At 72.2% G+C, this 26,308-nt stretch carries 14 protein-coding genes; 10 read left to right on the plus strand and 4 right to left on the minus strand.

Features of this window, described 5'->3' with window-relative positions; genetic code table 11:
• Positions 1 to 138 precede the first annotated feature (138 nt).
• The 5 genes from PYR72_RS01825 (at position 139) to PYR72_RS01845 (ending at position 19,829) form a co-directional block, all read left to right on the plus strand.
• Positions 139 to 426, plus strand: coding sequence for an acyl carrier protein (locus PYR72_RS01825; protein WP_275453502.1), 288 nt, complete (start codon positions 139 to 141; stop codon positions 424 to 426).
• A 2-nt stretch (positions 427 to 428) separates the two neighbouring features.
• Complete coding sequence (locus PYR72_RS01830; protein ID WP_275453503.1) at positions 429 to 17,054, plus strand: non-ribosomal peptide synthetase; 16,626 nt, start codon at positions 429 to 431, stop codon at positions 17,052 to 17,054.
• Positions 17,055 to 17,251: 197 nt separating this feature from the next.
• Entirely contained in the window at positions 17,252 to 17,461 is a 210-nt protein-coding gene (locus PYR72_RS01835) for an MbtH family protein (protein ID WP_275453504.1), read from the plus strand.
• Positions 17,462 to 17,493: 32 nt separating this feature from the next.
• Entirely contained in the window at positions 17,494 to 18,495 is a 1,002-nt protein-coding gene (locus tag PYR72_RS01840) for a TauD/TfdA family dioxygenase (RefSeq protein WP_275453505.1), read from the plus strand.
• 65 nt (positions 18,496 to 18,560) lie between these two features.
• Entirely contained in the window at positions 18,561 to 19,829 is a 1,269-nt protein-coding gene (locus PYR72_RS01845; RefSeq protein WP_275453506.1) for a diaminobutyrate--2-oxoglutarate transaminase, read from the plus strand.
• Between the two features lie 133 nt (positions 19,830 to 19,962).
• Here PYR72_RS01845 and PYR72_RS01850 read toward each other — a convergent pair whose 3' ends face one another.
• Together PYR72_RS01850 and PYR72_RS01855 are read right to left on the minus strand one after the other, a co-directional pair.
• Positions 19,963 to 20,955: an aldo/keto reductase gene (locus PYR72_RS01850; RefSeq protein WP_275453507.1), complete on the minus strand. Its 993-nt coding sequence runs from the start codon at positions 20,953 to 20,955 to the stop codon at positions 19,963 to 19,965.
• A gap of 115 nt (positions 20,956 to 21,070) precedes the next feature.
• Entirely contained in the window at positions 21,071 to 21,457 is a 387-nt protein-coding gene (locus tag PYR72_RS01855) for a helix-turn-helix domain-containing protein (protein WP_275453508.1), read from the minus strand.
• A gap of 114 nt (positions 21,458 to 21,571) precedes the next feature.
• On the opposite strand from PYR72_RS01855, the gene PYR72_RS01860 reads away from it, so the two are divergent.
• The gene (locus PYR72_RS01860; RefSeq protein ID WP_275453509.1) at positions 21,572 to 22,255 is read left to right on the plus strand and encodes an NAD(P)-binding domain-containing protein; all 684 of its coding nucleotides are present in this window, start codon (positions 21,572 to 21,574) and stop codon (positions 22,253 to 22,255) included.
• A 19-nt stretch (positions 22,256 to 22,274) separates the two neighbouring features.
• On the opposite strand, the gene PYR72_RS01865 is transcribed toward PYR72_RS01860, so the two are convergent.
• A complete protein-coding gene (locus tag PYR72_RS01865; RefSeq protein ID WP_275453510.1) occupies positions 22,275 to 23,246 on the minus strand; it encodes a WYL domain-containing protein in 972 nt (323 codons plus the stop codon).
• Between the two features lie 93 nt (positions 23,247 to 23,339).
• On the opposite strand from PYR72_RS01865, the gene PYR72_RS01870 reads away from it, so the two are divergent.
• Positions 23,340 to 23,705, plus strand: coding sequence for a VOC family protein (locus PYR72_RS01870; RefSeq protein ID WP_275453511.1), 366 nt, complete (start codon positions 23,340 to 23,342; stop codon positions 23,703 to 23,705).
• A 152-nt stretch (positions 23,706 to 23,857) separates the two neighbouring features.
• Here the strand turns inward: PYR72_RS01870 and PYR72_RS01875 are convergent, their stop codons facing one another.
• Positions 23,858 to 24,250, minus strand: coding sequence for a hypothetical protein (locus PYR72_RS01875; RefSeq protein WP_275453512.1), 393 nt, complete (start codon positions 24,248 to 24,250; stop codon positions 23,858 to 23,860).
• Positions 24,251 to 24,314: 64 nt separating this feature from the next.
• Here PYR72_RS01875 and PYR72_RS01880 point away from each other — a divergent pair, with 64 nt between their 5' ends.
• From PYR72_RS01880 to PYR72_RS01890, 3 genes are all read left to right on the plus strand, one after another.
• Entirely contained in the window at positions 24,315 to 24,836 is a 522-nt protein-coding gene (locus PYR72_RS01880; protein WP_275453513.1) for a DUF4240 domain-containing protein, read from the plus strand.
• A gap of 113 nt (positions 24,837 to 24,949) precedes the next feature.
• Positions 24,950 to 25,426 carry a hypothetical protein gene (locus PYR72_RS01885; RefSeq protein WP_275453514.1) on the plus strand — a complete coding sequence of 159 codons (477 nt, stop codon included), beginning with the start codon at positions 24,950 to 24,952 and terminating at the stop codon, positions 25,424 to 25,426.
• Positions 25,427 to 25,557: 131 nt separating this feature from the next.
• Positions 25,558 to 26,271, plus strand: coding sequence for an adenylate kinase (locus tag PYR72_RS01890; RefSeq protein WP_275453515.1), 714 nt, complete (start codon positions 25,558 to 25,560; stop codon positions 26,269 to 26,271).
• The last annotated feature ends 37 nt before the right edge of the window (positions 26,272 to 26,308 follow it).

The raw sequence follows: 26,308 nt of genomic DNA on the forward strand, positions 1-26,308 counted from the left end.
ACGGCCGGCCCCTCTCGCACCCCGGTCCGGCCGGGGTGCCGTGGACCGCGGAGGCCGCGCCCGCCCAGGGCGCGCACCCCGTCGTGCGCTGCGCCCTCCCTTCTCCCCCACCCACCTGCCCAGAAAGAGATCCCTCTCATGACCGCTGGCAACCGTGACGTGCACACCTGGCTGACCGCGCGTGTGGCGACGTACCTGCGTCGTTCGCCGCAGGACATCGACACGTCCCTGCCGCTGGCCGAGTACGGCCTGGACTCCCTCACGGCGCTGGCCATCACGGCCGACATCGAGGACGAGTTCGAGGTCACCGTCGACGACGCGCTGACCTGGGACCACCCCACCGTCGACGCGCTCAGCGCGGCCCTGTCCGAGCTGGTGGGCGGGCAGCCGGCGGCGTCGGCGGGCACGAGCGAGAAGCAGGTCTGACGATGACCTCTTCCCTGCCCCTGACGGCGGCCCAGCACGGGGTGTGGGTCGCCCAGCGTCTGGCCCCCGACAGCCCCCTGTACACCTGCGGTGTCTACTACGACGTGCCCGGTCCCGTGGATCGCGCCCTGCTGGCCCGGGCCGTGGCGCGGACCGTGGACGAGACCGAGGCGTTGAGGGTCCGCTTCCACGAGGACGGGGAGACGGTCCGCCAGACCGTGGACCCGTCCGTCCAGGGAGAGTTGGCGTACCTCGACTTCGGGGGCGCGGCCGACCCGGAGGCCGCCGCCCGCGCCTGGACCGGCACCGACCTCGCCACGCCGGTGCCGGTCACCGGCGAACGGCTGTTCCGGCACACCCTGCTGCGACTCGGCCCCGACCGGTACTGGCTGCACTTCCGCTACCACCACATCCTCCTCGACGGCTACGGACAGGTCCTGCACTGCCGTCGGCTGCTGGAGGTCTACACGGCACTGGCGGCGGGCGAACAGCCGTCGCCGAGCGGCTTCGGCACCCTGCGCGAGGTGCTGGACGAGGAGGACGCCTACCTCGGATCCGCCCGCAGGGAACGCGACGGGGCCTACTGGCAACGGGAGTTCGCCGACCTGCCGGTATCCACCGAGCTCGGCGCCACGGTCACCGGCTCCGGCTCCCACTCCGACGGGTCGGACTCCGGCTCCGACGGGTCGGGTTCCGGCTCCGGCTCCGGCTCCGGCTCCGGCTCCGGCTCCGGCTCCGGCTCCGGCTCCGGCTCCGGCTCCGGCTCCGGCTCCGGCTCCGGCTCCGGCTCCGGCTCCGACGAGACTGCCCCCGCGCTCGCCTCCGGCGCCACCGGACTCGCGCCCAGCCTGCCCTCCGCGACCGGCCATGTGGACGAGGCCACCGCCGCACGGGTGCGCGAGCTGGGCAGGTCCCGCTGGTCCCTGCCGGTGATCGCCGCCATGGTCGCCCACACCCACCGCGTCACCGGCGCCCACGACGTGGTCGTCCGGGTGTTCATGGCCGCCCGGCTCAGTCCGCGGGCGCTGGCCACGCCCGCCATGCTCGTCAACGACGTCCCTCTGCGGATCCACCTCGACGGCTCCACCACCTTCACCGCACTCCTGGAACGCGTCGCCACCCGCCTCGCCGAGGCCACCCGCCACCAGCGCTACCCGCACGACGAACTCCGCCGCGACCTCGCGGCGACGGCCCACCCGGGCACGCTGAGCGGCCCGTCGGTGAACGTCCTCTCCTTCGCCTCCGCCCACCTGCCCTGCGGCCCCACCGAGGCGACGGCCCACCAGCTCGCCTCCGGCCCCGTCCGGGACCTCGCCCTGCACGCGTTCGGCGACCCGGGCGCCGACGACGGCATCGAGCTGACCGTCAACGCCCACCCCGGCCGCTTCACCCCCGGGACCGCCGCCGCCCACCGCGACCGCTACACCCGCCTCCTCGCCGCCGCCACCGAGCACCCCGACCTGCCCCTCGGCGCCCTCGACCTGCTCGACGACGCGGAGCGGGAGCGCTTCCACGCCCGCAACGACACCTCCCGTACGACGGACCCGCGTTCCCTGGTGGAACTCTTCGAGGCCCAGGACCCGGCCGCCGAGGCCGTCGTCTTCGAGGGGGAGCGGCTCACGTACGGCGAACTCGACGCCCGCGTGAACCGCCTGGCCCACGCGCTGCGCGCCAAGGGCGTGGGACCGGAGTCGCGGGTCGCGGTGAAGCTGCCGCGCTCGCTCGACCTGATCGTCGCGCTGTGGGCGGTGCTGAAGACCGGCGCCGCTTACGTACCCGTCGACACCGGCTACCCGGACGACCGGATCGCGTACCTGATCGCCGACTCCCGCGCCGCGCTCGTGCTCGACGAGGACAGCATGCGCTCCCTCGGCGAGAGCGAGATCGAGAGCGAGAACGACACCGACCCCGGCGTCGTCCCGCGGGGGGACGGCGCCGCGTACGTCATCCACACCTCGGGCACCACCGGCCGCCCCAAGGGCACCGTGGTCACCCATGCCGGCATCGCCAACATGCTCGCGTGGATGCAGGACGAGTACCGGCTCACCCCGGCGGACCGGGTCGTGCACAAGACTCCGGTCGGGTTCGACGTGTCGGTGTGGGAGGTGTTCTGGACCCTCACGCGTGGCGCGACCCTCGTGGTCGCCCGCCCCGACGGGCACCGCGATCCGGCCTATCTGGCCCGGCTGGTCCGCGAGGAGCAGGTCACGGTCATCCACTTCGTCCCGGCCATGCTCGGCCCCTTCCTCGACGAGTACGTGCCCACGCCCTCCCTGCGCATGGTCAGCTGCGGCGGCGAGGCGCTGCCGGCCGGGCTCGCCGACCGCTTCCACCGCGAGTGCGGCGCCCGGTTGCACAACTCCTACGGCCCCACCGAGTTCTCGGTGACCGCGACCTCCCACGCCTGCACGCCCGGCGAGCCCGTCACCATCGGCGTACCCACCCACAACTCCCGTGCGTATGTGCTCGATCCGGCCCTGCGGCCGGTACCGGACGGTGTCACGGGCGAGCTGTACCTCGCGGGCGTCCAGCTCGCGCGCGGCTACCTCGACCGGCCCGGTGCCACCGCCGAACGGTTCGTCGCCGACCCCTACGGCCCCGAGGCCGGCGGCCGTATGTACCGCACCGGCGACCTCGTGCGACGCCGGGCCGACGGCGCTCTGGAGTTCGCCGGGCGCGCCGACGACCAGGTCAAGATCAACGGGCAGCGGGTGGAGCCCGCCGAGGTGGAGGCCGTTCTCGCGTCGGTGCCCGGCGTGACCCAGGCGGTCGTCCTCGTCCACGACTCCACGGCGGGCGCCCGGCAGCTCGTCGGCTACGTCACGGGCGCCCCGGAGGGCGACCCCCGCAGCCATCTCGCACGCCGACTGCCGGCCCCCATAGTGCCGGTGAGCGTCTTCGTGCTGCCGTCGATCCCGGTCACTCCGCACGGCAAGGTCGACCGCCGTGCCCTGCCCGCCCCAGCCCGCCCGTCCAGCGGACGCGCCCCCTCGACACCTGCCGAGCGCACCCTGCACACCCTTGCCGCCGCACTGCTCCGCCGGCCCGAACTGGGCGTGGACGACGACCTGTTCGCGCTCGGCGCGGACAGTATCCACGCCATCCAGCTGGTCGGCCGCGCTCGCCGCCAGGGCCTCCGTCTGACCCCGCAGGACGTCTTCGACCACCCGACCGTCGCACGCCTGGCCACCGTCGCCGAGACGGCGTCGACGGCCCTCTCGGCCCCGCTCGCCGAGGACGACCCGGTCGGCGAGCTTCCCGAGACCCCCATGGCCCGCCGCCTCGCCGGACGCGGCGGCTCCACACGCGGCTACGCCCAGTCCCTCCTGCTGGCCACCGAACCCGGCCTGTCCTACGACCGGCTGACGGCGGCCCTGCAGCGGGTGCTCGACCGTCACGACGCCCTGCGCACCCACGGCCGGCACGTCCTGCCGGTGGGTGCCGTACGGGCCGAGGACTGCCTGAGCAGGGCCGGGGACGAGGACGTGGCCGCCCGGCGGGAGGCCGCCCGGCGCGCGCTGTCGCCGGAGGACGGTGTGATGGTCCGGGCGGTGTGGTTCGCGTCCGGCCGGCTGCTGCTCGTCCTCCATCACCTGGTCGTCGACGGCGTGTCCTGGCGCATCCTGCTGACCGATCTCGCCGAGGCGCTCGCCGGCGCCGAGCTGTCCGTGCCCGGCACCTCCCTGCGCCGCTGGGCCGCACACCTCGCCGCTCCCGTCGACGAACTCCCGCTGTGGACCGACCTGTTGTCGGCCCGGGAACCCTTGCTCGGCGCCCGCCCCCTCGACCCCGCACAGGACGTCCACGGCACCGCCGGCTCGGTCACCGTCACCGTCCCGGCGGATCTCACCGCCACCGTGCTGGGCGCCCTGCCCGCCGCCTATCGCGCCACCCCGGACGACATCCTGCTCGCCGCGCTCTCGGCGGCCGTACAACGCCACCGGGGCGAGGGACCGGTCCTGGTCGACCTCGAAGGTCACGGTCGCGACCACCTCCCCGACGGGACGGACCTGTCCACCACCGTCGGCTGGTTCACCCGTATCCACCCGGTGCGCCTGGGCCCCGGCACCGAGGCAGACGCCCGTCTGATCAAACGCACCAAGGAGGAACTGCGCGCGATCCCGCACGGCGGGCGGGGCCACGACCTGCTGCGCGACCGGCTCACCGGACTGCCGGCGCCGCAGATCTCCTTCAACTACCTGGGCCGGCTGGACGCGACCGACCTCGGCGGCTGGCGTCTCGCCGACGGCGGGGCCGCCGTGGAACTGCTGGCAGACGACGACCTCGCGCTCACCCACGCCCTCCAGATCGACGCGTACGTCCGCGACGGCGAGCTGACCGCCGAGTGGACCTACCCCTCGGGCGTCCTCACCGAGACCGAGGTCCACGCCCTCGCCGAGGCATGGACGAGGGCCCTGGCCGAACTCGCCCCACACACCCGGGGCGGGCTGACCGTCTCCGACGTGCCCCTGGTCCGCATCACCCAGGAGGAACTCGACAGGTTCCGCGGCGCCACGGACGTCCTGCCGCTCTCCCCGCTCCAGGAGGGCCTGCTCTTCCTCGCCCTGTACGAACCCGACGACCCCTACGTCGGCCAGCTCGTCCTGGAGACGGACACCGCCTTCGACCCCGCTCGGATGCGGGCCGCCGCCACCGCCCTGCTGCACCGCCACCCCACGCTGCGGTCCGCGTTCCGCAGCCGCTCGCAGGGCGCCCCCGTGCAGGTCGTCCCCGCAGACGTGAAGGTCCCCTGGGAGGAGCGCGACGAGGACGACCTGGAGGGGTTCCTCGCCCGTGACCGCGCCCGCGGTTTCAGCGTCGTGCGGCCGCCCCTGTTGCGGTTCACCGCCCTCGGCGACCGCCGGCTGGTCCTGACCCACCACCACCTGCTGCTGGACGGCTGGTCCCTTCCACTGCTCGTGCGTGAACTGTTCACCCTGTACGGTGGCACCGACCTGCCCCCGGCCGCCCCCTACCGCGACCACCTTGCCTGGCTCGACCGGCAGGACCACGCGTCCTCGGCCGCGGTGTGGCGCGAGCGGCTCGCCGGCCTGACGGCACCCACCCTGCTCGCCCGCGCCGATCGCACCGCCGAGGGCCACGACGTCCACGAGCTGGTGCTGTCCGAGGCGCTCACCGACGCCCTGACCTCGACGGCCCGCGCACACCGGCTCACCCTCAGCACCGTCGTCCAGGGCCTGTGGGGGCTGCTGCTGAGCGCCTTCACCGGCCGGGACGACGTCGTGTTCGGTACGACCGTCTCCGGGCGCCCGCCCGAGCTGCCCGGCGCCGAGTCGATGCTCGGGCTGTTCGTCAACACCCTGCCGGTCCGGGTCCGGATCGACCGGGACGAGACGCTCGCCGCACTGCTGGCCCGGCTCCAGCAGGAGCAGCGGTCCCTCCACGCCCACCAGCACGCCTCCCTGGCGGAGCTGATCCGCGCCTCCGGCTTCGACACACTGTTCGACACGGTGGTCGCCTTCGAGAACTACCCTATGGACGACGGCATCGAGGCCGGCGGCCTGCGCCTCGCCCACGCCCACCTCGTCGAGCGCACCCACTACCCGGTCACCCTGTCCGTCTTCCCCGGCGACCGGCTGCGGCTGCGGTTCTCCTTCCTCACCGGAGCCTTCGCCCCGACGGCCGTCCCCCGCCTCGCCGACCTCCTCACCGACCTGATCGACATCGCGGCCACCGAACTCGACGCCCCGGCAGGTGAGTTGATCGAGGTGGGCGAGGCGGACCGGCTGCTCGTCATGGGCGCCGCACCAACGGACACGGGCGCCACGTCAGTGGCATCGGCAGGTGGCGGCGGAGAACCCCGCTCGCCCGAGGAGGCGTCCCTCTGCGCCATCGTCGCCGAGGTCCTCGGTGTCGAACGGGTCGGCGTCGACGACGAGTTCTTCGCACTCGGCGGCACCTCCATCCTGATGATCCGGATGGCCCACCGGGTCCGCGACGAGTTCGGTGTCGACCTGTCGCTGCGCGACCTGTTCGCCGCCCCGACCGTCGCCGGTGTCGCCGCACGGCTGACCGGCCTCGCCCCGCAGGCCAAGCGCATCACCGCCGAGGAGCGGCCCGGCCGTGTACCGCTGTCGTTCGCGCAGGAACGCATGTGGTTCCTGCAGCGCCTCCAGGGCTCCTCCGGTACGTACAACATCCCCCTCGCGATCCGGCTGACCGGTGCCCTCGACAGGGACGCGCTCACCGGCGCGCTGGCCGGTCTCGTAGCCCGGCACGAGGCGCTGCGCACGGTCTACCCGGAGGACGCCGACGGCCCCCACCAGGTCGTCCTGCCGGCCGAGACGCCCTACGCCACCGCGTTCGTCCAGGACTCGGCACCCGACCTCGCCGCCGACGCGGCCCGCCCCTTCGACCTGACGAGCGACGTGCCGCTGCGGACGACGCTGTACGAGACCGGGCCCGACGCGCACGTCCTGCTGCTGGTCGTGCACCACATCGCGGCGGACGGTGCCTCGCTGCGCCCCCTCGCCGAGGACATCACCGCCGGCTACCGCGCCCGGACCGGCGACACGGCAGCCGGGTTCCCCGAACTGACCGTCCAGTACCCGGACTTCGCGATCTGGCAGCGCGAGACGCTCGCCGCCGACCTGCCCCGCCAGATCGCGTACTGGAAGCAGCACCTGGACGGGCTCCCGCCCGAGGTCACCTTCCCCCGGGACCGGCCCCGCCCGGCGGTGGCCACCCACCGCGGCGACCACGTCGAGTTCCCCGTCGCGCCGGAGCTGTACCGGCGGATGCTGGAGCTGGCCGGCCGCACCCGCACGACCCCGTTCATGGTCCTCCAGGCGGCCGTGTCGCTGCTGCTGACCCGGCTCGGCGCGGGCGAGGACATCCCGCTCGGCGGTGTGATCGCCGACCGGCCCGACTCGGTCCTCGACGACGTGGTCGGCGTGTTCATCAACACCCTCGTCTACCGCATGGACACCTCCGGCGACCCGAGCTTCGAGGAGCTGCTGGTCCGCGTCCGCGAGACGGGACTGGCCGCCTACGCCCACCAGGGCGTCCCCTTCGAACGCCTGGTGGAGGAGCTGAACCCGGAGCGCTCCCGCTCCCGCCATGCCTTCTTCCAGGTCATGCTGGCCTGGCTGGACCTCACCGAGGCCCGGTTCGACCTGCCCGGCGTCATCGCCGACCCCGGGCCGGTCACCAGCGGCACCGCCAAGTTCGACGTGCACTTCGACTGCCATGTGCACGAGGGCGGCGGCCTGTTGTGCCGTCTGGAGTACGCCACCGACCTGTTCGACCGCCGTACCGCCGAGAGTTTCGCGACCCGGTTCGTGCGCGTCCTGGAGCACGTCACCGCCGATCCGGCGCAGCGGCTGTCCGAGGTGGACGTCCTCGGCGCCGAGGACCGTGCCCTGGTGCTGCACGGCTGGAACGACACCGCCGTCCGGTTCGACGGCGAGGGCGCGGCGGTCGCGCTGCTGGAGGCGCACGCCCTGCGCACCCCGGCCGCCGAGGCCGTCCGGTGCGAGGGCGAGAGCGTCACGTACGGGGAGTTCAACGCCCGGGTGAACCGGCTCGCCCATGCCCTGCGCGCGCGGGGTGTCGGACCGGAGTCACGGGTCGCCGTGATGCTGCCGCGCTCGGTCGACCTGATGGTGGCCCTGTGGGCGGTGCTCAAGTCGGGCGCCGCGTACGTGCCGATCGACACCGGCTACCCGGCCGACCGGATCGCGTACATCCTCGCCGACTCCGGCGCCCGCCTGCTGGTCTCCGACCGGGACGCGGACGGCTTCGAGCGGATCGCCCCCGATGTCGAGGGGCCCGAGGAGAACCCGGGGGTTGCGGCCCACGGCGACAACGCGGCGTACGTCATCTACACCTCGGGCTCCACCGGCCGTCCCAAGGGCACGGTCAACACGTACGCGGGCATGGCGAACCGGCTGTGGTGGATGCAGCGCGACCACCGACTCGTCCCGGGCGAGCGGGTGCTGCAGTCCACCCCGGTCAGCTTCGACGTGTCGGTGTGGGAGGTCTTCTGGACCCTCATGTACGGCGGCACGCTGGTCGTGGCCCGGCCCGACGGCCACCGCGACCCGCTCTACCTGGAGCGGCTGATGCGTGAGGAGTCCGTCGCGGTCGTCCACCTCAGCGCCTCCATGCTCGGCGCCTATCTGGCCGAGACCCGGCTGCCGAACTCGGTCCGTCTGGTGGTCTCGGGCGACGAGGCCCTGCCGGCCGAGCTGGTCCGCCGCTTCCACGAGGATTCCGGCGCCGTGCTGCTGAACGCCTACGGGCCGACCGAGGCCGCCGTCGACGTCACCGCCTGGGCCGCGCCGGCGGACACCGAGACCGTGCTGATCGGCCCGCCCGTCGCCAACACCCGCGCGTACGTCCTCGACGCCGCGCTGGCCCCGGTCGCCCCCGGCGCGCCCGGCGAGCTGTACGTCGAGGGTGTGCAGCTGGCCCGCGGCTACCTCGACCGGCCCGGCCTGACCGCCGGGCGGTTCGTCGCGAGCCCCTACGGCCCGCCCGGGTCCCGGATGTACCGCACCGGGGACGTGGCGCGCTGGACGGCGGACGGCGCACTGGAGTACCTCGGGCGCGCCGACGACCAGGTCAAGCTGCGCGGGTTCCGTGTCGAGCTCGGCGAGATCGAGGACGCCATGGCCGATCATCCGGCCGTCGCCCGGGCGGCCGCCGCCGTGCACGGGCAGTGGCTCGTCGGCTACGTGGTCCCCGCGGCCCCGGTCGACGTGGAGGACCTGCGCGACCGGCTCGCCGCCCGGCTGCCCGAGTACATGGTCCCGGCCCGGATCGTCGTCCTGGACGTGCTGCCGCTCACCCCGAACGGCAAGCTCGACCGCAGGGCGCTGCCCGCACCCGACCTCGCGCACGCGGCCCGGCGCGGCCCGCGCACCCCGCAGGAGGAGATCCTGTGCGGGCTGTACGCCGAGGTGCTCCGCGTCCCCGAGGTCTCGATCGACGACGACTTCTTCGCGCTCGGCGGCCACTCCCTGCTGGTGACCCGGCTGGCGAGCCGCATCCGCGCCGCCCTCGACACCGACCTCGACCTGTCGGTCCTGTTCGAGGCGACCACGGTGGCCAGGCTCGCGTCCCGGCTCACCGGGGGCGGCGCGCGCCGCTCCGGTGTCACGGCCCAGCCGCGCGAGGGGCGCCTGCCGCTGTCGTACGCGCAGGAAAGGCTGTGGTTCCTGCACCATTTCGAGGGGCCGTCACCGACCTACAACCTGCCGGTCGCGCTGCGGCTGAGCGGCGATCTGGACGTGGCCGCCCTCACCACCGCCCTGGGCGATCTGGCTCAGCGGCACGAGCCCCTGCGTACGGTCTTCGCCGAGGACGGGGAGGGACCTCACCAGGTCGTCCTGTCGTCCGGGCCGTCGCCGGCCGTCGTCCGCGCCACCGAGGAGGAGCTCGACGCGCGTATCGCCGACGCCGTCCGCACCCCGTTCGACCTCACCGCCGAACCCCCGCTGCGCGCGACCCTGTTCACTCTCGGCGCGGGTGAGCACGTGCTCCTCCTCGTCCTGCACCACATCGCGGGCGACGGCGCCTCGATGGCCCCGCTCGCCCGCGACCTCGCCACCGCCTACGCGGCACGCACCCGGGACGAGGAGCCCGAGTGGAGCCGACTGCCCGTGCAGTACGCCGACTTCGCGGCATGGCAGCGGCAGGCGCTGGGGACGGCCGACGACCCGGACAGCGTCCTCTCCCGTCAGCTCGACCACTGGCGCACCACGCTCGCCGGGCTGCCCGAGCAGATGGAGCTGCCCTTCGACCGGCCCCGGCCCGCCGTCCCCACCCATCGCGGCGACACCGTGCCCTTCACGGTCGAACCCGCGGTCCACGAGGCGCTGGCCGGGCTCGCCCGCGAGCACCACACGACCGTCTTCATGGTCGTGCACGCCGCCCTGGTCACCCTGCTGCACCGGCTCGGCGCGGGCGACGACATCGTGATCGGTTCTCCGGTCGTGAACCGCACCGACGAGGCCCTCACTCCCCTGGTCGGCTTCTTCGCCAACAACCTCGTGCTGCGCATCGACCTGACCGGCGATCCCGCCTTCACCGAGGTGCTGCGCCGGGTGAGGGCCGCCGACCTGGCCGCCTACGCCCACCAGGACGTGCCGTTCGAGCGGGTCGTGGAGGCGGTCAATCCGGCGCGCTCCACCGCACGGCACCCGTTGTTCCAGACCGGCCTGAACTTCGCCAACGCCGACCAGCAGGCGGCCCTCGACCTCGCCGTCGACCTGCCCGGCCTCACGGCACGCGTGCTGCCGGTCGCGTCTCCCGCGGCCAAGTTCGACCTGTCGTTCTTCCTGGCCGAGCGGCCCGAGGGCGGGGTGGACGGACTGCTGGAGTTCGCCACCGACCTGTTCGACCGCGACTCGGCCGCCCGTATCGCCGAGCGGTTCACCCGCCTGCTCACCGCCATGACCGCCGAACCCGGGCGCCCGGTGCGGGAGTTCGACGTCGTGGACGCGGACGAGCGGCGGCTGCTGCTCACCGAGTGGAACAGCACCGCCCACGAGGTGCCCGAGCGGACGCTCACCGACCTGATCGAGGCCCAGGCGGCCCGCACCCCGGACGCACCCGCGGTCGTGTTCGGCGCGACGACCCTGTCGTACGCCGAACTCGACGCCCGCGCGAACCGGTTGGCCCGCCGGCTGATCGACCTGGGGGCCGGTCCGGAGCGTTACGTCGCCGTCCTGATGCCGGTCTCCGAGGACATCCCGGTGGTCCTGCTGGCGGCCCTGAAGACCGGCGCCGGCTATCTGCCGCTCGACCCGGCCCACCCGGCCGACCGGCTCGCGTTCATGCTGGCGGACATCGCGCCGGCCGCCGTGGTGACCACGGCCGAACTCACCGACGTCGTCGTCTCGTTGACGGACATCCCGGTCGTACCGACGGACGACCCCGGGATCGCGGAACGGCCCTCCGGCCCGCTGACAGGTGTGGTCCGACGTCCCGAACACGCCGCGTTCGTCATCTTCACCTCCGGGTCCACCGGGCGGCCCAAGGCGGTCGTCGTCGAACACCGCTCACTCGTCGCCTACCTGGCCTGGGCGACCGACGTGTACGAGAGTCTGCGCCGACGCGTCCTGGTGCACTCGCCGGTCTCCTTCGACCTCACCGCCACCGGCATGTTCGGCCCGCTCGTCTCCGGCGGCACCGTGGAACTGGTCCGCTGGAGCGCGAGCGGCCCGGACCCGGACGCGGCCGTCACCCGGCCCGACTTCGTCAAGGCCACCCCCAGCCATCTGCACCTGCTGGGCGTGGTGCCCGAGGAGTACTCGCCGGGCGGACAGCTCGTCCTCGGCGGCGAGTCGCTGCTCGGCGACGTACTGGACGCCTGGCGCGCCCGCCACCCCGGGGTGACCGTCCTCAACGAGTACGGCCCGACCGAGACCACCGTCGGCTGCAGTCTGTTCCGTATCGAACCCGGCGATCCCGTGCCGCCCGGCGTCGTCACCATCGGCACCCCCGCCTGGAACACCCGGATGTACGTGCTGGACGCGCTCCTGCGCCCGGCGCCCGTCGGCACCGCCGGGGAGCTGTACGTCGCGGGCGACCTCGTCACCCGCGGCTACCACGGCCGCCCCGGCCTGACCGCGGGACGCTTCGTCGCCAGCCCCTTCGGCCCGCCCGGCTCCCGGATGTACCGGACCGGCGACCTGGCCCGCTGGACGGCGTCCGGACGGCTGGAGTTCGTCAGCCGCGTGGACGACCAGGTGAAGATCCGCGGCTTCCGTATCGAACTGGGCGAGCTGGAGGCCGTCCTCACGGCCCAGCCGGGCATCGACGCCACCGCCGTGGTCGTCCGCGAGGACACCCCCGGCGACAGGCGCCTCGTCGCGTACGTGGTGCCGGAGCCGGACCGCCCGGCGGACCCGCCCGCCCTGCGCGCCGCGGCCGCGCGGGCCCTGCCCGACTACATGGTCCCCGCCGCGTTCGTCGTGCTGGAGACCCTGCCGCTGACCGCCAACGGCAAGATCGCCCGCAAGGCGCTGCCCGCACCCGACCTCACCGCCGGTGTGCCGCGCACGCCCGCGGCCGAGGGCGTCGAGCGGCAGATCGCGGAGGTCTTCGCCGAGGTCCTGGGCGTCCCCGAGGCCGGGGCGGACGACGACTTCTTCCGCCTCGGCGGCCACTCCCTGCTGGTCGCCCGCCTCGTCAACCGGATCCGGACCCTGTTCGGCGCGGAGCTGTCCCTCCGGGACGTCTTCGAGCACTCCACGGTCGCCGGGATCACCGCGCTGGTCACGGCCTCGGGTGCCGGGTCCGCCCGGCCCGGGCCGGTGCGGCGCGAACGCCCCGAGCGGGTTCCGCTGTCGGCGGCGCAGCGGCGGATGTGGTTCCTCGACCGGCTCGACGGCCCCTCGCAGACGTACACCATCCCGGTCGTCCTGCGGATGACCGGCCCGCTCGACCAGGACGCGCTGCGGGACGCCTTCGGCGACTTGGTGCGGCGGCACGAGGTGCTGCGCACGGTGATCGCGGAGGGTCCGGAGGGCCCGCACCAGGTCGTCGTCGGCACGGCGCCGCAGTTCGCCGTCCGGTCCTGCGACCGGGCCGAGTTCGACGCGGGAGTGGCGGAGGCCGCGCGGACGCCGTTCTCCCTGGAACACCAACTCCCCGTCCGTGCGACGCTGTTCACCGACGGGGAGCGGGAGCACGTCCTGCTGCTGCTCCTGCACCACATCGCCGGCGACGGTTCGTCCATGCGGACGCTCGCCGGCGACCTCTCCACGGCCTACGCCGCCCGCCTCAGCGGCCGGGCCCCCGACTGGGCCCCGCTGCCTCTCCAGTACGCCGACTACGCCCTGTGGGAGCGGGAACTTCCCGCCCGGCGGCTCGACTTCTGGACGAAGGAGCTGGCCGGGATCCCCGACCAGATCGAGCTACCCACCGACCGGGCCCGGCCCGCCGTCGCGTCCCACCGCGGTGGCACGGTGCCCTTCGCGGTGCCGGCCGCGCTGCGCGAGCGGGTCGACGCGCTCGGCCGGAACCGGGGCGCCAGCGCCTTCATGGTGCTGCACGCCACGCTCGTCACCCTGCTGCACCGACTGGGCGCCGGCGACGACATCGTGATCGGCACCCCGGTCGAGGGCCGCCCGGACACCGCACTCGAAGACCTCGTCGGGCTGTTCGCCAACACCCTGGTGCTGCGCGCCGACACCTCCGGCGACCCCACGTTCGAGGAACTGCTCGACCGGGTGCGCGCGGTGGACGTGGCCGCCTACGACCACACCGACGTGCCGTTCGAGCAGCTGGTCGAGGTCCTCAACCCGGAGCGCTCACGCTCCCGGCACCCCCTGTTCCAGGTGATGCTGACGGTCAATCAGCAACCCGCCCCACCCACGCTCCCCGGGCTCGCGGTGACCGTCGGGGACGCGCCCGGCGACCACGCCAAGTTCGACCTGTCGCTGACGCTGGTGGAGAACGGCGAGGGCGGCTGGTCCGGATCGGTCGAGTACGCCTCGGACCTGTTCGACCGGGCCACCGCCGAGAGCGTCGCCACCCGCTGGCTGCGGCTGCTGGAAGCGGTCACCGCCGACCCGGCGCGTCCCGTGCACGCCCTGCCCCTGCTCACCCCCGCCGAGCACACGGACGTCCTGGTCCGGCGCAACGACACCGGGCGGCCGCTGCCGAGGATGTCGCTGCCGGAGATGTTCGAGGCCCAGGTGGCGCGCACCCCGGACGCGGTGGCCGTCATCGGGGGCCCTACGCGGCTGACGTACGACGAGGTGAACCGGCGCGCCAACCGGCTCGCCCGGCACCTGGTCACACTCGGCGCCGGACCGGAGACCGTCGTCGCCGTGGTGCTCCCGCGCCGCCCGGACGTGCTCGTGGCGCTGCTCGCGGTCCTTAAGTCCGGGGCGGCCTATCTGCCGATCGACCCGGCCAACCCCCGGGCGCGCATCGACGCACTGGTCGCCGACGCGGGCGCCCGGATCGTGCTGGACCAGGAGAGCCTCCCGGCCGTCCCCGACCATCTCCCCGACAGAGACCTGGGCCTGCCGGTCCACCCCCACCAGGCCGCCTACCTGATCTACACCTCCGGATCGACGGGCCGTCCGAAGGGAGTGGTCGTCGAGCACGGTTCGCTGGCCGCCTACTTGAGCGAGGCCGTGGCGATGTACCCGGCCGCGTCGGGCGAGTCCCTGGTGCACACCTCCCTCGCCTTCGACATGCCGGTGACCACCCTGTTCACCCCGCTGGTGACAGGCGGGCGGGTGCGGTTCGCCGAACTGGACGAGAACACCCCGACCCCCGACCTGCTCAAGGTCACCCCGAGCCATCTGCGGCTCCTGGAGTCGCTGCCCGACCAGGTCAGCGACGCCCGGAACCTGGTCATCGGCGGGGAGGCACTCGACGGCACGGCGTTGCGGGCCTGGCGCGAGAGGCACCCCGAGGCCGTGGTGATCAACGAGTACGGACCGACCGAGGCGACCGTCGGCTGTGTCGTCCACCGGCTCGAACCGGGCGACACCCTCGACGCGGGCCCGGTGCCCATCGGCCGCCCCCTCGGCAACGCACGGGTGTACGTGCTCGACGAGCATCTCCAGCCCGTCCCCGACGGGGTGTGGGGCGAGCTGTATCTCGCGGGCGCCGGACTGGCCCGCGGGTACTCCGGGCGGCCCGGACAGAGCGCCGGGCGGTTCGTCGCCGACCCGTACGGCCCGCCGGGCACCCGGATGTACCGGGTCGGCGACCGGGCCCGCTGGAACAGGGCCGGGGTGCTGGAGTACGCCGGACGCGTCGACGAACAGGTCAAGATCCGCGGCTACCGGATCGAGCCCGGCGAGATCGAGGCCGCGCTGACGGCGCTCGACGATGTCGCCCGAGCGGCGGTGATCGCCCGCGAGGACCGCCCGGGAGACCGACGGTTGGTCGCCTACGTCGTGCCTCGCCGGCGACACGGGGCAGAGTCCGGGCGGGGCGATCGTCCCCCGCTCCCCCACGCCGCGGGAACCGCCCGTCCGGCGGGGCCCGTCGCTCTCGACCTCGACGCACTGCGGACCCGGCTCGCCGCCACACTGCCCGCCCATCTCGTACCGTCCGCCCTCGTCGAGGTCGACGAGATCCCGCTGAACACCAACGGCAAGCTCGACCGCAGGTCGCTTCCCGCCCCGCCGGATGCCGTCGCCGGCACCGGCAGGACACCCCGCACTCCCGTCGAGGTCCGGCTGTGCGCGCTGTTCGCCGAGGTGCTGGACGTGCCCGAGGTCTCCGCCGACGACGACTTCTTCGCGCTGGGCGGTCACTCCCTGCTCGCCGTCCGTCTGGCCGGCCGGATCGGTGAGGCGCTGGGTGTCCGCTTCACCCTGTCGACGCTTCTCGAAGCACCGACCCCGGCGGGGCTGGCCCGTCGCCTCGCGGAGAGCGGTCCGCAGGCCGCGTCGTGGGTGCCGGACGCGGAGGCCGAGCTGAGCCCCGCCCTGCGCTTCACCCGCGCCCCCTCCACCGCCGGCCCGTCCGGCGCCCCGCACACCGGGCCGTATGCCGGTGGTCCCCAAGAGATCCTGCTGACCGGGGCCACGGGGTTCGTCGGAGCCTTCCTCCTGGCCGAGTTGCTGCACCGGACATCCGCGCGGGTGCACTGCCTGGTCCGTGGGCGGACCGACGCCGAGGCGGCCGAGCGGCTGACCAGGGCCGTGCGGCGCTACGGCATCGCCCTCGGGCTCACGCCGGACGACCCTCGGCTGAACGTCGTCCGGGGGGATCTGGCGGACGTGGACCTCGGCCTCGCCCCCGGGCGGTGGGCGGAGCTGGGCGAGCGGGTCGACACGATCGTGCACAGCGGTGCGCACGTGCATCATCTGTCGCCGTACACGCGGCTGAAGTCGGCCAACGTGGAGGGCACCCGCACCCTGCTGCGTCTGGCGGCCGAGGGACGGCCGAAGGCGTTCCACCACCTGTCCACCCTCGGTGTCTTCGGGCCGGGCCGGGAATCCCGGCTGGTCACCGAGACCTCACCGACCGAGGGTGAGAAACATTCGTTCGGGAGCGGGTACGCGGCGAGCAAATGGGTCGCGGACCGGCTGGTGGAGCGGGCCTTCGAGCGGGGGGCCACCGGAGCCGTCCACCGGCTCGGCCGTATCTGGGCGCACACCTCCACCGGTGCCGTCAGCCAGGACGACATGTTCTCCCGCCTGCTCACCAGCAGCGCCGCGCTCGGCTGCCATCCGGGAGGCCCCGAGGCGGAGGAAGCGCTCCTCCCGGTCGATGTCCTGGCCCACGCCGTCGTGGAGCTGGTCCTGGCCGGGGCCGCGACCGAAACCGGGAACGGGAACGGGAACGGAATCGCGCGAGTCCACCACCTCCACCACCCGCGCAGGGTCGGAGCCGGTGCCTTCATGAGGGTGTACGACCGGATGCACGGGACGACGTCCGAAGAGGTCCCGCTCGCCGTGTGGCTGCGGTGCCTGCGCAGCGCGAGCGAACGGGGACAGGACCTGCCGATCCTGCCCTACCAGGCCTCTCTCGAAGAGCACGTCAGGACGGCTCCGGACCCGCGGCAGCCCGCCCTGCGGTTCGAGAACGGCAGGACGCTGCAACGGCTGCGCGACCTGGCGGTCGCGATCCCGGACATCGACGAGACCGCGATCTCCCGCTACTGGGAGTTCGTCGCGAAGTGAGACGCACCGTGCCGACCGGCCGGTGACGGCCTGTCGGCACGGAAGCACGGAAGCACGGAGCGGCGGAGGCACGGAGGGACGGACAGCGCCCCCGGGCCAGGGCATCCGCCCCGCCCACCCTCCCTCCCCCTGGCTCCTCCACAGCACCCCTTCCCCGCCGACCCATCGACTCATCGACCGAAGGAACATCTACCGTCATGACCAACCCCTTCGAGAACCCCGACGGCATCTACCGGGTTCTGACCAACGACGAGGGCCAGCACTCGCTGTGGCCCGACTTCACCGCCGTGCCCGAGGGCTGGAACACCGTCTTCGGCCCGGACAGCCGCACCGCCTGCCTGGAGTACGTCGAACGCGAGTGGACCGACCTGCGCCCCCAGAGCCTCGTCCGGGCCATGGGCGAGTGACGCGGACACGACGGACGAAAGGGAACACGCACGTGAGCAGCGTCGACGTGACGCAGGCACCGTACGCTCCGGCGAGCGCCGACGGCACGGTGCGGTACGGCGGCCGCACCCTGGCCCGGCTCGGGCATGTGGCGGCGGAACTGCTGGACCGGGCGGGCGACCGGGTCGACGACCCGGCCTGGGTGGCCCTCGCCCGGCACGCCTGGGAGGACGTCCCCGCCGAGATACGGCGCACCGTGCGGGAGTTCCGCAGGCACTCGGGCCCCGACGGCGCCCTGGTCCTGCGGAGGCTCCCCATCGGTGCCGCGCACCTGCCGCGGACCCCGATGGTGAGGGGGTCGGTGCAGCACGCCCCCTCCCTGCCCGCGGCGACCCTGCTGCTGTTCGCGGCCGGGCTCGGCGACCCGGCCGCGTTCGCGGCGGAGAAGTCCGGCGCCCTCGTCCAGGACGTCGTGCCGGTGCCGGGTCAGGAGACGGTCCAGGGCAACGTCGGCTCGGTCGAACTCACCTTCCACACCGAGAACGCCTTCCACCCCCACCGCCCCGACCACGTCATGCTGCTGTGCCTGCGCCTGGACCACGAGGGCACGGCCGAACTGCGCACCAGCTGTGCCCGGCGTGTCCTGCCGCTGCTGACGCCCCGCTCCCGGGAGGCGCTCGGCAGGCCCGAGTACGTCACCGAGGCCCCGCCCTCGTTCGGGCCGGCCGGTGAGGGCACCGCGCACGCCGTGCTCACCGGCGACCCGGACGACCCCGACTGGTGCTTCGACGAGGCCGCCACCAAAGCGGTGACCCCCGAGGGCCGGGCCGCCCTCGCCGAACTGGCCGAGGTGGCGCACCGCACGTACACCGGGGTGCTGCTGCGCCCCGGCGACCTCGCCCTCGTCGACAACCGGACCACCCTGCACGGCCGTTCGGCGTTCACTCCGCGCTACGACGGCCGTGACCGCTGGCTCCAGCGGACGTTCGCCTTCAGCGACCTGCGTCGCTCCCGCGACCACCGTCCCGGTGACGGCACGGTGCTGGCGAAGTGACACCCCAAGTGACGTCGGCCCGCGACGTGTTACGAGAACCGTTGACAGGAAAGGTACGTGCTGACATGACCGAGACCGGCCGGGCACCCCTCGCGGTGTTCGAGCGCCACGAGTCGACCGTACGCAGCTACTGCCGCGACTTCCCGGTGGTCTTCGAACGAGCCGCCGGACACCATCTGTGGGACACCTCGGGACGCCGCTACGTGGACCTGCTGTGCGGAGCCGGCTCGCTCAACTACGGCCACAACCCGCCCGAGATCGTCGACCGGGTGACCGCCTACCTCACGGCCGGCGGACCTGTGCAGTCGCTGGATCTCCACACCACGGCCAAGGCCGACTTCCTGGAGCGGTTCACCCGCCTCGTCCTGGAGCCGCGCGGCCTCGGCGACCATGTCGTCCAGTTCCCGGGACCGGCCGGCACCCTCGCCGTCGAGGCCGCACTGAAGCTGGCCCGCAAGGTCACCGGGCGCACCGAGGTGATCGCTTTCACCGGAGGCTTCCACGGCGCGTCCCTCGGCGCCCTCGCCGCCACCACCTCCCCGCTGCTGCGCGGCGCGGCGGGCGTACCCCTGACCGACGTCACGATCCTGCCGTACGGCGACGCGGCCGAGCCCGATCCGTTCGCCGCCCTCGAAGACGCCCTCGGCCCCGGTGCGACGGCACCCCCGCCCGCCGCGGTCCTCCTGGAGACGGTCCAGGGAGAGGGCGGGCTGCACACCGCTCCCCGTGAGTGGCTGGCCCGGCTCCGCGAACTCGCGGACACGAGCGGCACGTTGGTCATCGTGGACGACATCCAGGCGGGTTGCGGACGCACCGGTACCTTCTTCAGCTTCGAGGACGCCCCCGGGCTCCGTCCCGACCTGGTCTGTCTGTCGAAGTCCCTCAGTGGCATGGGGCTGCCGATGGCGGCCCTGTCGATCCGGCGCGAGCTCGACCGTTGGGCTCCCGGCGAGCACAACGGCACGTTCCGTGGCCACAACCTGGCCTTCGTGGCGGGCTCGGCGGCGCTGGACCACTGGGCCGACCCGCACTTCACCGATCACGTGGCCGAGCTGAGCGCCGCGATCCGCACCAGTCTGGCGAGCATCACCGACGCCCTCCCGGTGGGTACGGCCGAAGTCGTCGGCAAGGGTGCGATGAGCGGACTGAGGTTCCCCGCGTCCGGGACGGCCGAGCGGGTCCGGGAGGCGTTGTTCCGCACCGGCGTCATCGCCGAGACCTCGGGGTCCGGGCATGTGCTGAAGCTCCTGCCACCCCTGACGATGCCCCTCGTCGACTGGAAGGACGTGGCGGACACCTTGGGCACCACCATCCAGGCCGTGGCCACGGCGTAGCCCCCTGCCCCATGCCCAGGGGTCGAGCCGGGCGGGCGCGGCCGTCCCCAGGGCCCGTGACGGGGCCCTGGGGCGGCGACCGCGAGCGACCGCGATCCGCGTCACCGCGGACGCGACACCGCAGACGCGACACCTACCAGGCGAAGGCCTCCGGAGAGGGCCCCGGTCCCGGGAAGATCTCGTCCAGCCCGTCCAGCACCTCCTGGCTCAGTTCCAACTCGACGGCACGCACAGCGGATGCGAGCTGCTCGGCCGTACGAGGGCCGACGATCGGGCCCGTGACGCCGGGGCGGGTGAGGAGCCAGGCCAGGGCGGCCTCGCCGGGCTCCAGGCCGTGCTTGTCGAGCAGGTCCTCGTACGCCTGGATCTTCGCGCGGACCTCGGGGCCCGACATGGCACCCGCGTCGCGCCCCTCGCTGCGCCGGCCGCCCTCGACCATCTTCTTCAGCACGCCGCCGAGCGCACCGCCGTGCAGCGGTGACCAGGGGATGACCCCGAGCCCGTACTCCTGGGCGGCCGGGATGACCTCCATCTCGGCGCGGCGCTCGTAGAGGTTGTAGAGGCACTGCTCGCTCACCAGACCTATGGTGCCGCCGCGGCGGGCGGCGGTCTCGTTGGCCTGAGCGATCTTGTAGCCCGGGAAGTTGGACGAGCCCGCGTAGAGGATCTTCCCCTGCTGGACGAGGACGTCGACGGCCTGCCAGATCTCGTCGAAGGGGGTGTCCCGGTCGACGTGGTGGAACTGGTAGAGATCGATGTGGTCCGTCCGCAGCCGCTTGAGGCTGGTGTCCACGGCCCGCCGGATGTTCAGCGCGGACAGCTTGTCGTGGTTGGGCCAGGCAGCGTCCTCCGTGCCCATGTTGCCGTACACCTTGGTGGCGAGGACCACCTTGTCGCGGCGGTCGCCGCCCTTCGCGAACCAGTTGCCGATGATGCTCTCGGTACGGCCCTTGTCGTCACCCCAGCCGTACACGTTCGCCGTGTCGAAGAAGTTGATGCCCGCGTCCAGCGCGGCGTCCATGATCACGTGACTGTCCGCTTCGTACGTCTGCGGACCGAAGTTCATCGTACCGAGGACCAGCCGGCTGACCTTGAGACCCGTGCGTCCGAGCTGCGTGTACTCCATGGACTGCACGCTAGTCGCGTGGAGTGTGCTCTAGGCAAGAGGCTCTTGCGTCCCGCACGACAGGGACACATCCCGGCCACGCGACAGCCATTGCCGCCCACTCCGTTGTCATGGTTCAGCACGTGGGAGGGGACTCCGATGTGGGCGTGCCGGGCGTGCACGCTGCTTCCTGTGCGGCCATGACGTCGTCGCCGTTCTCGAAGGCCCATACGCCGACGGCGCCGATGGGCGCGAGCAAGGTGCGTCCCAGATCGGTGAGTTGATACTCGACGCGTGACGGTGCGTCTGGGCGTACCTGCCGGGCCACCAGTCCGTTGACCTGCAGTCGCCGCAGGGTCTCGGTGAGGACCTTGGAGCTGATGCCCCCGATCCGCTCCGTCAGTTCGACCGGGCGCCGGGGGCCGTCGCGCAGTGCCCAGAGCACCACGGCGTTCCAGGTGTTGGACAGCAGGTCAAAGCCGAGGCGGGCGCGGCAGTCGGCGAGGAAGGCGTCGTCGGTCACTTACCACATGGTGCCTGAACCCCCTTCTAGCGTCGATGAAAACGGTCGAGGCAGGTAGTCGACGCAGGTAGTCGCCGCGGGGAGTCACCGCAGGCAAGGGAGAGGGTCCACGTGATGAGAATCGGCGTACTGGGCACGGGCAACATGGCCGAAGCGCTCGCCACCCCCTGGGTGCGGGCCGGTCACGAGGTGATCATCGGGGGACGGGACGCACACAAGGCGGAGCGGCTGGCGACGCGCATCGGAGGCGGCGCCACGGCGGCCGGTCTGCGCGCGGCGGCCGCGGCCGGTCAGGTGGTGCTGGCCGCGCTGCCCTTCGGGGTGGGTGCGGAGGTGGCGCGGGACCTGAATGTGGCGCTGGAGGGAAAGGTGCTGATCGACTGCTCCAATCCGATCGGTCCGGGCTTCCGGCTCTTGACGGAAGGAGGCCCCTCGGCCGCGCAGCACCTGGCCGCGGCGGCTCCGGGCGCCCATGTGGTCAAGGCTTTCAACCTCTGCCACGAGGACGTGTGGCGCATGCGGCCGCCCGTCTTCGACGGGCGACCGCTCGCCGTGCCCATCAGCGGGAACGATGAGACGGCCCTGAAGCGTGTAGCCGAGTTGGTGCGGGACATGGGATGTGAACCCCTGGCCGCCGGCGGTCTCGAACGTGCGGGTCTCCTTGAGGCGACCGCCGCGCTGTTCATCGCCCTGTGGGTCGGCGAGGGAGCGGACGCGCAGGCGATCGCACCTCCCCTGGCCTACGCGGCCGGACCGAGCCGCCGGGAAACAGGCAGCGGCAGGGACAGGTCCCGTTAGCGGTTCCTGGCTGTCGCGGTCAGGAGGCCGGTGACGGCGCATAGTGGGCGGCGAGTTGGGTCGCGAGGTCGCTGAGATGAGCCCTGACTTCGGCGGGGCCGTGGACGGTGATGGTGCTCCCGAACGGCAACAGCGTCCGCACGTCCCCCAGACTCAGGAAGCGGATCGTCACCTTGTGGCCGGTGGCGGATTTTTCCTGGGCGTCCGGGACGAGTCGTTGGCCGAAGATGCGTTGCGCTCGCTCGAACTGCGTCCGGTCGATGGTGGCGCTGACCTCTACCGCGTGATTGCGTTCCCACTGGGCAAGGAGCGCCGCAGCGACGGTGGCCAGGGTCTGGCTCTCGCGGATCCGTCGTGGCTGGTCGACTTCGTCCCACGTCGTGATCCGTTCGAGTCGGTACATCCGTGGCGTTCGGGCGCGGTCGGCGACGAGGTACCAGGTGCCGGCCTTCGCGAGCAGCCCGTAGGGATCCACGACCTGGTCGCGTGGGCCCGGCCCTGGCTCGCGTGGGCTGTCGTACGCGATCCGTAGCCGGCGGCCTCGCCGCACCGCGCCGATCAGCGAAGCCGGCGTCGGGCCGGACGTATACGCCTGGAGCCAGGGCCGGCTGTCCACGTGCACCACGTCGGTGAGCGGCAGGAGTTCATCGGCCCGACGTGACTGCGCAGCGGCGATCTTGGAGAGCGCGCGCCTGCTCTCGGCCGAGGCGTCGAGCTCCGCACGCTGCTTCTCGTCCAGCCCGATGAGCGACAGATGATCACGCTCGCCCGGCGTGAGCCGCGTGAGATCGACACCGGACCCGGGCAGCATGGTCACGCCTCCGAGGCGGCCCCGTTGTGCGGTCACCGGCAGACCGGCGTCGCGGAGCCAGTTCAAATCCCGGGTGATGGTGCGCAGGGACACCCCGAGCGCCGAGGCGAGTTCCTGTGTGGTCACGGCGTCCCTCGATGCGAGGAGCAGCATCAGGGAGAAGAAGCGGTCTGGGGTCACTCCCCGAATTTTTCCAGTAATTGCGACATGGTGCGGCGCATATCCCGGCCAGGCTGGTGGATGCGTACACACCACCTGCGAGAAGGAACAACCATGACCACATCCGTCGTATCCATCGTCTACGTGAACGACGCTCCCGCCGCGGCTCGCTTCTACGGCGACCTCCTCGGCAAGAGCCCCTCGTTCGCGACTCCGGGATACATCACCTTCGACCTCGGGCCGGGCGCTGAACTCGGGCTGTGGTCGGGTCAGTTCGAGGATCTGTCTCCGGACGTCCCGCGCACCGGCGAGGTGTGCCTGGCCATCGACGGTGGACCGGACGAGCTCAACGCCATCTTCAAGCAGTGGCAGTCCAAGGGCATCACGGTCCTGCGCGAGCCTCATGACCTGGGGTTCGGGCTGACCTTCCTCGCGGCCGATCCTGACGGGAACCTTCTCCGCGTGGCACCGAAGGGCTGACAGGCCACCATGCGGCAGGCGCGCGCACGCTCGGTGGCGCGCCTGCCGTCGTCCGTCACCGCCGGGCTGGAGGTCTTCCGCGCATGCGCCAGGACGACCACCGGCGGGAAGGGCAAGCCGACACAGCCGGGGCGCGCTGCGCTGTGCGTGCCCTACCAGTACGTGGCCGGTCCCGTGATGACCCAGCCGGCGTCGGTGGGCCTGACCCAGAAGCCCAGGGCCACCTCGATCACCTGCGCGCGGTAGGTGATCTCGACGTAGACATGGCTGCCGGTGTGACCCCAGCGGAAGTCCGCGAGTTCCAGTTCGCCGAGCCAGGACAGATCCCGCTCCCACGCGCCGTCAGCAGGGCTTCTGCTCGCCTCGCCCCCATCGACGGCTGCTGCGACGGATCCGGTCCACAGCGCCTTGAGCACATGGCGGACCGGGGAGTGATCGATGATCTGCTCGGCCTCAGGGATCCTTCCCGCTCGGAGCAGACCGAAGTAGCGGCGAACGACAGCCTCGACGTCCGCCTGTGCAGGGTGCTCGGTCCAGATCCTCACCGCGAGATCATACGAATTCGGTGCCGACCCGAGTCTGCTTTGGTCCTGTGGAAGGATCCCGTTCATGGACGACGTACGTTTCTGGGCGATCATCGCTTCGTTCGACTGGGATCAGACCGGCGATGACAAGGCGGTCCTCGCACCTGCCTCGCACGCGCTCCAGCGGCTGGCGCCGGAAGAGATCGTCGCGTTCGAGGATCTGCTCGCCTCCAAACTCTTCGCACTCGATACGCGAGAGCACGCTCGGTGGTGCTACCGGGGAGAGGCGGACCCGGACAACGGAGACCATTACATCTCCGCCGACGACTTCCTGTACGCACGCTGTGTCGTGGTGGCGAACGGAAGGGAGTTCTACGAGGAGGTGCTCACGGATCCCTCGCGTTTCCCGACCGGGATGGAATTCGAGTCTCTCCTCTACCTCGCCGGGAATGCGTACGAGGCCCTGACCGGTGCACAGCACAACCAGCCCACGAGCATGTCGTGGGAGAGCTTCAGCAATTCCGACGGATGGCGCCCCGGCCAGAGCACGACGCAAGGGCGCTACACCGGTTCGGGAATGCCGCCATTGAACCGCCGGCCTGCATGAGTCCGCCTTTTTCGCCAGCTCGGCCTGGCCCACAGGTCGAACCTCTTCAAGCCACGTTGCAACCCGAAGGCGACGGACCGTTGGGCAGGTCAGGAGAGCGGAGACATGGCTTCATGACTGTGCACAAGGACGCAGCGTTCACACTGCCGCGAGGCGCCACGGGCATGTTCCTGCCGAGGGACGGGCCGCTACCGGAAACCGACCGGCGGATGTTCCGGGCGGCGCTGTTCGCAGCCGCGCGGGCGGCCCGAGGCCATGTGGGCGAGACAGAGGAACGAGCCTGTCCTCGTACGTTTCACACCTCGTCCGTGATCGTAGGTACAGCCGAATGCGTCATCCTTTGCCACGCAAACCACCCCTGGATAGCGTTCGCTCAAGAACGCCGGGACTGGTACACCGACCAGTTCCTCTCACCGCCGCCATGGGCCCGATCCTTCGCAGACCAAGTGTTTACCGTGCTTGATCACGCGCAGCTCACCCTCCCGCTCTCGGCCATCGACACGTCGGTCCTCACACCTGGCGAATGGCGTCAGGTTCGCTCGTACGGCATCACCACATTGGGCGGGTTGCTGTTCAATTCGTGGGACTGACGCACAAGCGGGACGCAAGGCCGACGCCGGACTGTGGGTATCCAACCAACACAACCAACGACATCGATGCGGGGCGATCCTGGTCGCAGAGATGATCCGATGCCTGCGAATGACGAAGGGATGTCTCATCGATGCGTCTCCTCCTGATCGGGCCGCCCGGAGCCGGTAAGGGCACGCAGGCAGTGCTCCTTGCCGGGCGTCTGTCGATCCAGCACATCTCCACCGGTGATCTGTTCCGCGAGCACATCGACCAGGGCACCGCGCTCGGACAGAGCGCCCACACGCACCTGCGCGCCGGCCGACTGGCTCCGGACGACGTCACGGTCGGAATGATCAAAGAGCGCCTGGCCCGGCCGGACATCGAGCGCGGCTTCCTGCTGGACGGCTTCCCTCGCAACCTTGCCCAGGCGGAGGCGCTCGACGGCATCCTGGCCGACTCGGGGTCGAGGCTGGACGCCGTGCTCGCCCTGGAGATTCCCGAGGCGCAGGTGGTCAGGCGTATCGCCGGCCGTCGGTTGTGCCGTCAGGACCGCGCACACCTCTTCCACGTCGAGTACAACCCTCCTACGGTGACGGGAGTTTGCGACGTTTGTGGCGGTGAGCTGTACCAGCGCGATGACGACCATGAGAGCACGGTACGTCTGCGACTGGAGGTGTACCGCAGCGAGACGGCGCCGGTCATCGACCACTACCGGGCCAGGGGCCCGGTGACCACGATCTCGGCCCTCGGCGACGTCCAGGACGTCCTGGACCGCGTGCTGGTCGCGATCGGCCAGGTGGATGTCGCGGGCGCGGCCAAGTCGCCCCTCCCCTCGGCCGGGAGGATGCGAGGCAGCCGCCCCTGACGGCTGTCACCCAGAAAGATGCTCCCCCCGTTAATGG

This window comes from Streptomyces sp. VNUA24, from assembly GCF_029167005.1.
GTDB classification, from domain to species: Bacteria; Actinomycetota; Actinomycetes; order Streptomycetales; family Streptomycetaceae; genus Streptomyces; species Streptomyces scabiei.

Coding starts and splice junctions, on each gene's coding strand:
- PYR72_RS01825 (WP_275453502.1), top strand. CDS start 139: ATGACCGCTGGCAACCGTGACGTGCACACCTGGCTGACCGCGCGTGTG.
- PYR72_RS01830 (WP_275453503.1), top strand. CDS start 429: ATGACCTCTTCCCTGCCCCTGACGGCGGCCCAGCACGGGGTGTGGGTC.
- PYR72_RS01835 (WP_275453504.1), top strand. CDS start 17,252: ATGACCAACCCCTTCGAGAACCCCGACGGCATCTACCGGGTTCTGACC.
- PYR72_RS01845 (WP_275453506.1), top strand. CDS start 18,561: ATGACCGAGACCGGCCGGGCACCCCTCGCGGTGTTCGAGCGCCACGAG.
- PYR72_RS01850 (WP_275453507.1), bottom strand. CDS start 20,955: ATGGAGTACACGCAGCTCGGACGCACGGGTCTCAAGGTCAGCCGGCTG.
- PYR72_RS01860 (WP_275453509.1), top strand. CDS start 21,572: ATGAGAATCGGCGTACTGGGCACGGGCAACATGGCCGAAGCGCTCGCC.
- PYR72_RS01870 (WP_275453511.1), top strand. CDS start 23,340: ATGACCACATCCGTCGTATCCATCGTCTACGTGAACGACGCTCCCGCC.
- PYR72_RS01880 (WP_275453513.1), top strand. CDS start 24,315: ATGGACGACGTACGTTTCTGGGCGATCATCGCTTCGTTCGACTGGGAT.
- PYR72_RS01885 (WP_275453514.1), top strand. CDS start 24,950: ATGACTGTGCACAAGGACGCAGCGTTCACACTGCCGCGAGGCGCCACG.
- PYR72_RS01890 (WP_275453515.1), top strand. CDS start 25,558: ATGCGTCTCCTCCTGATCGGGCCGCCCGGAGCCGGTAAGGGCACGCAG.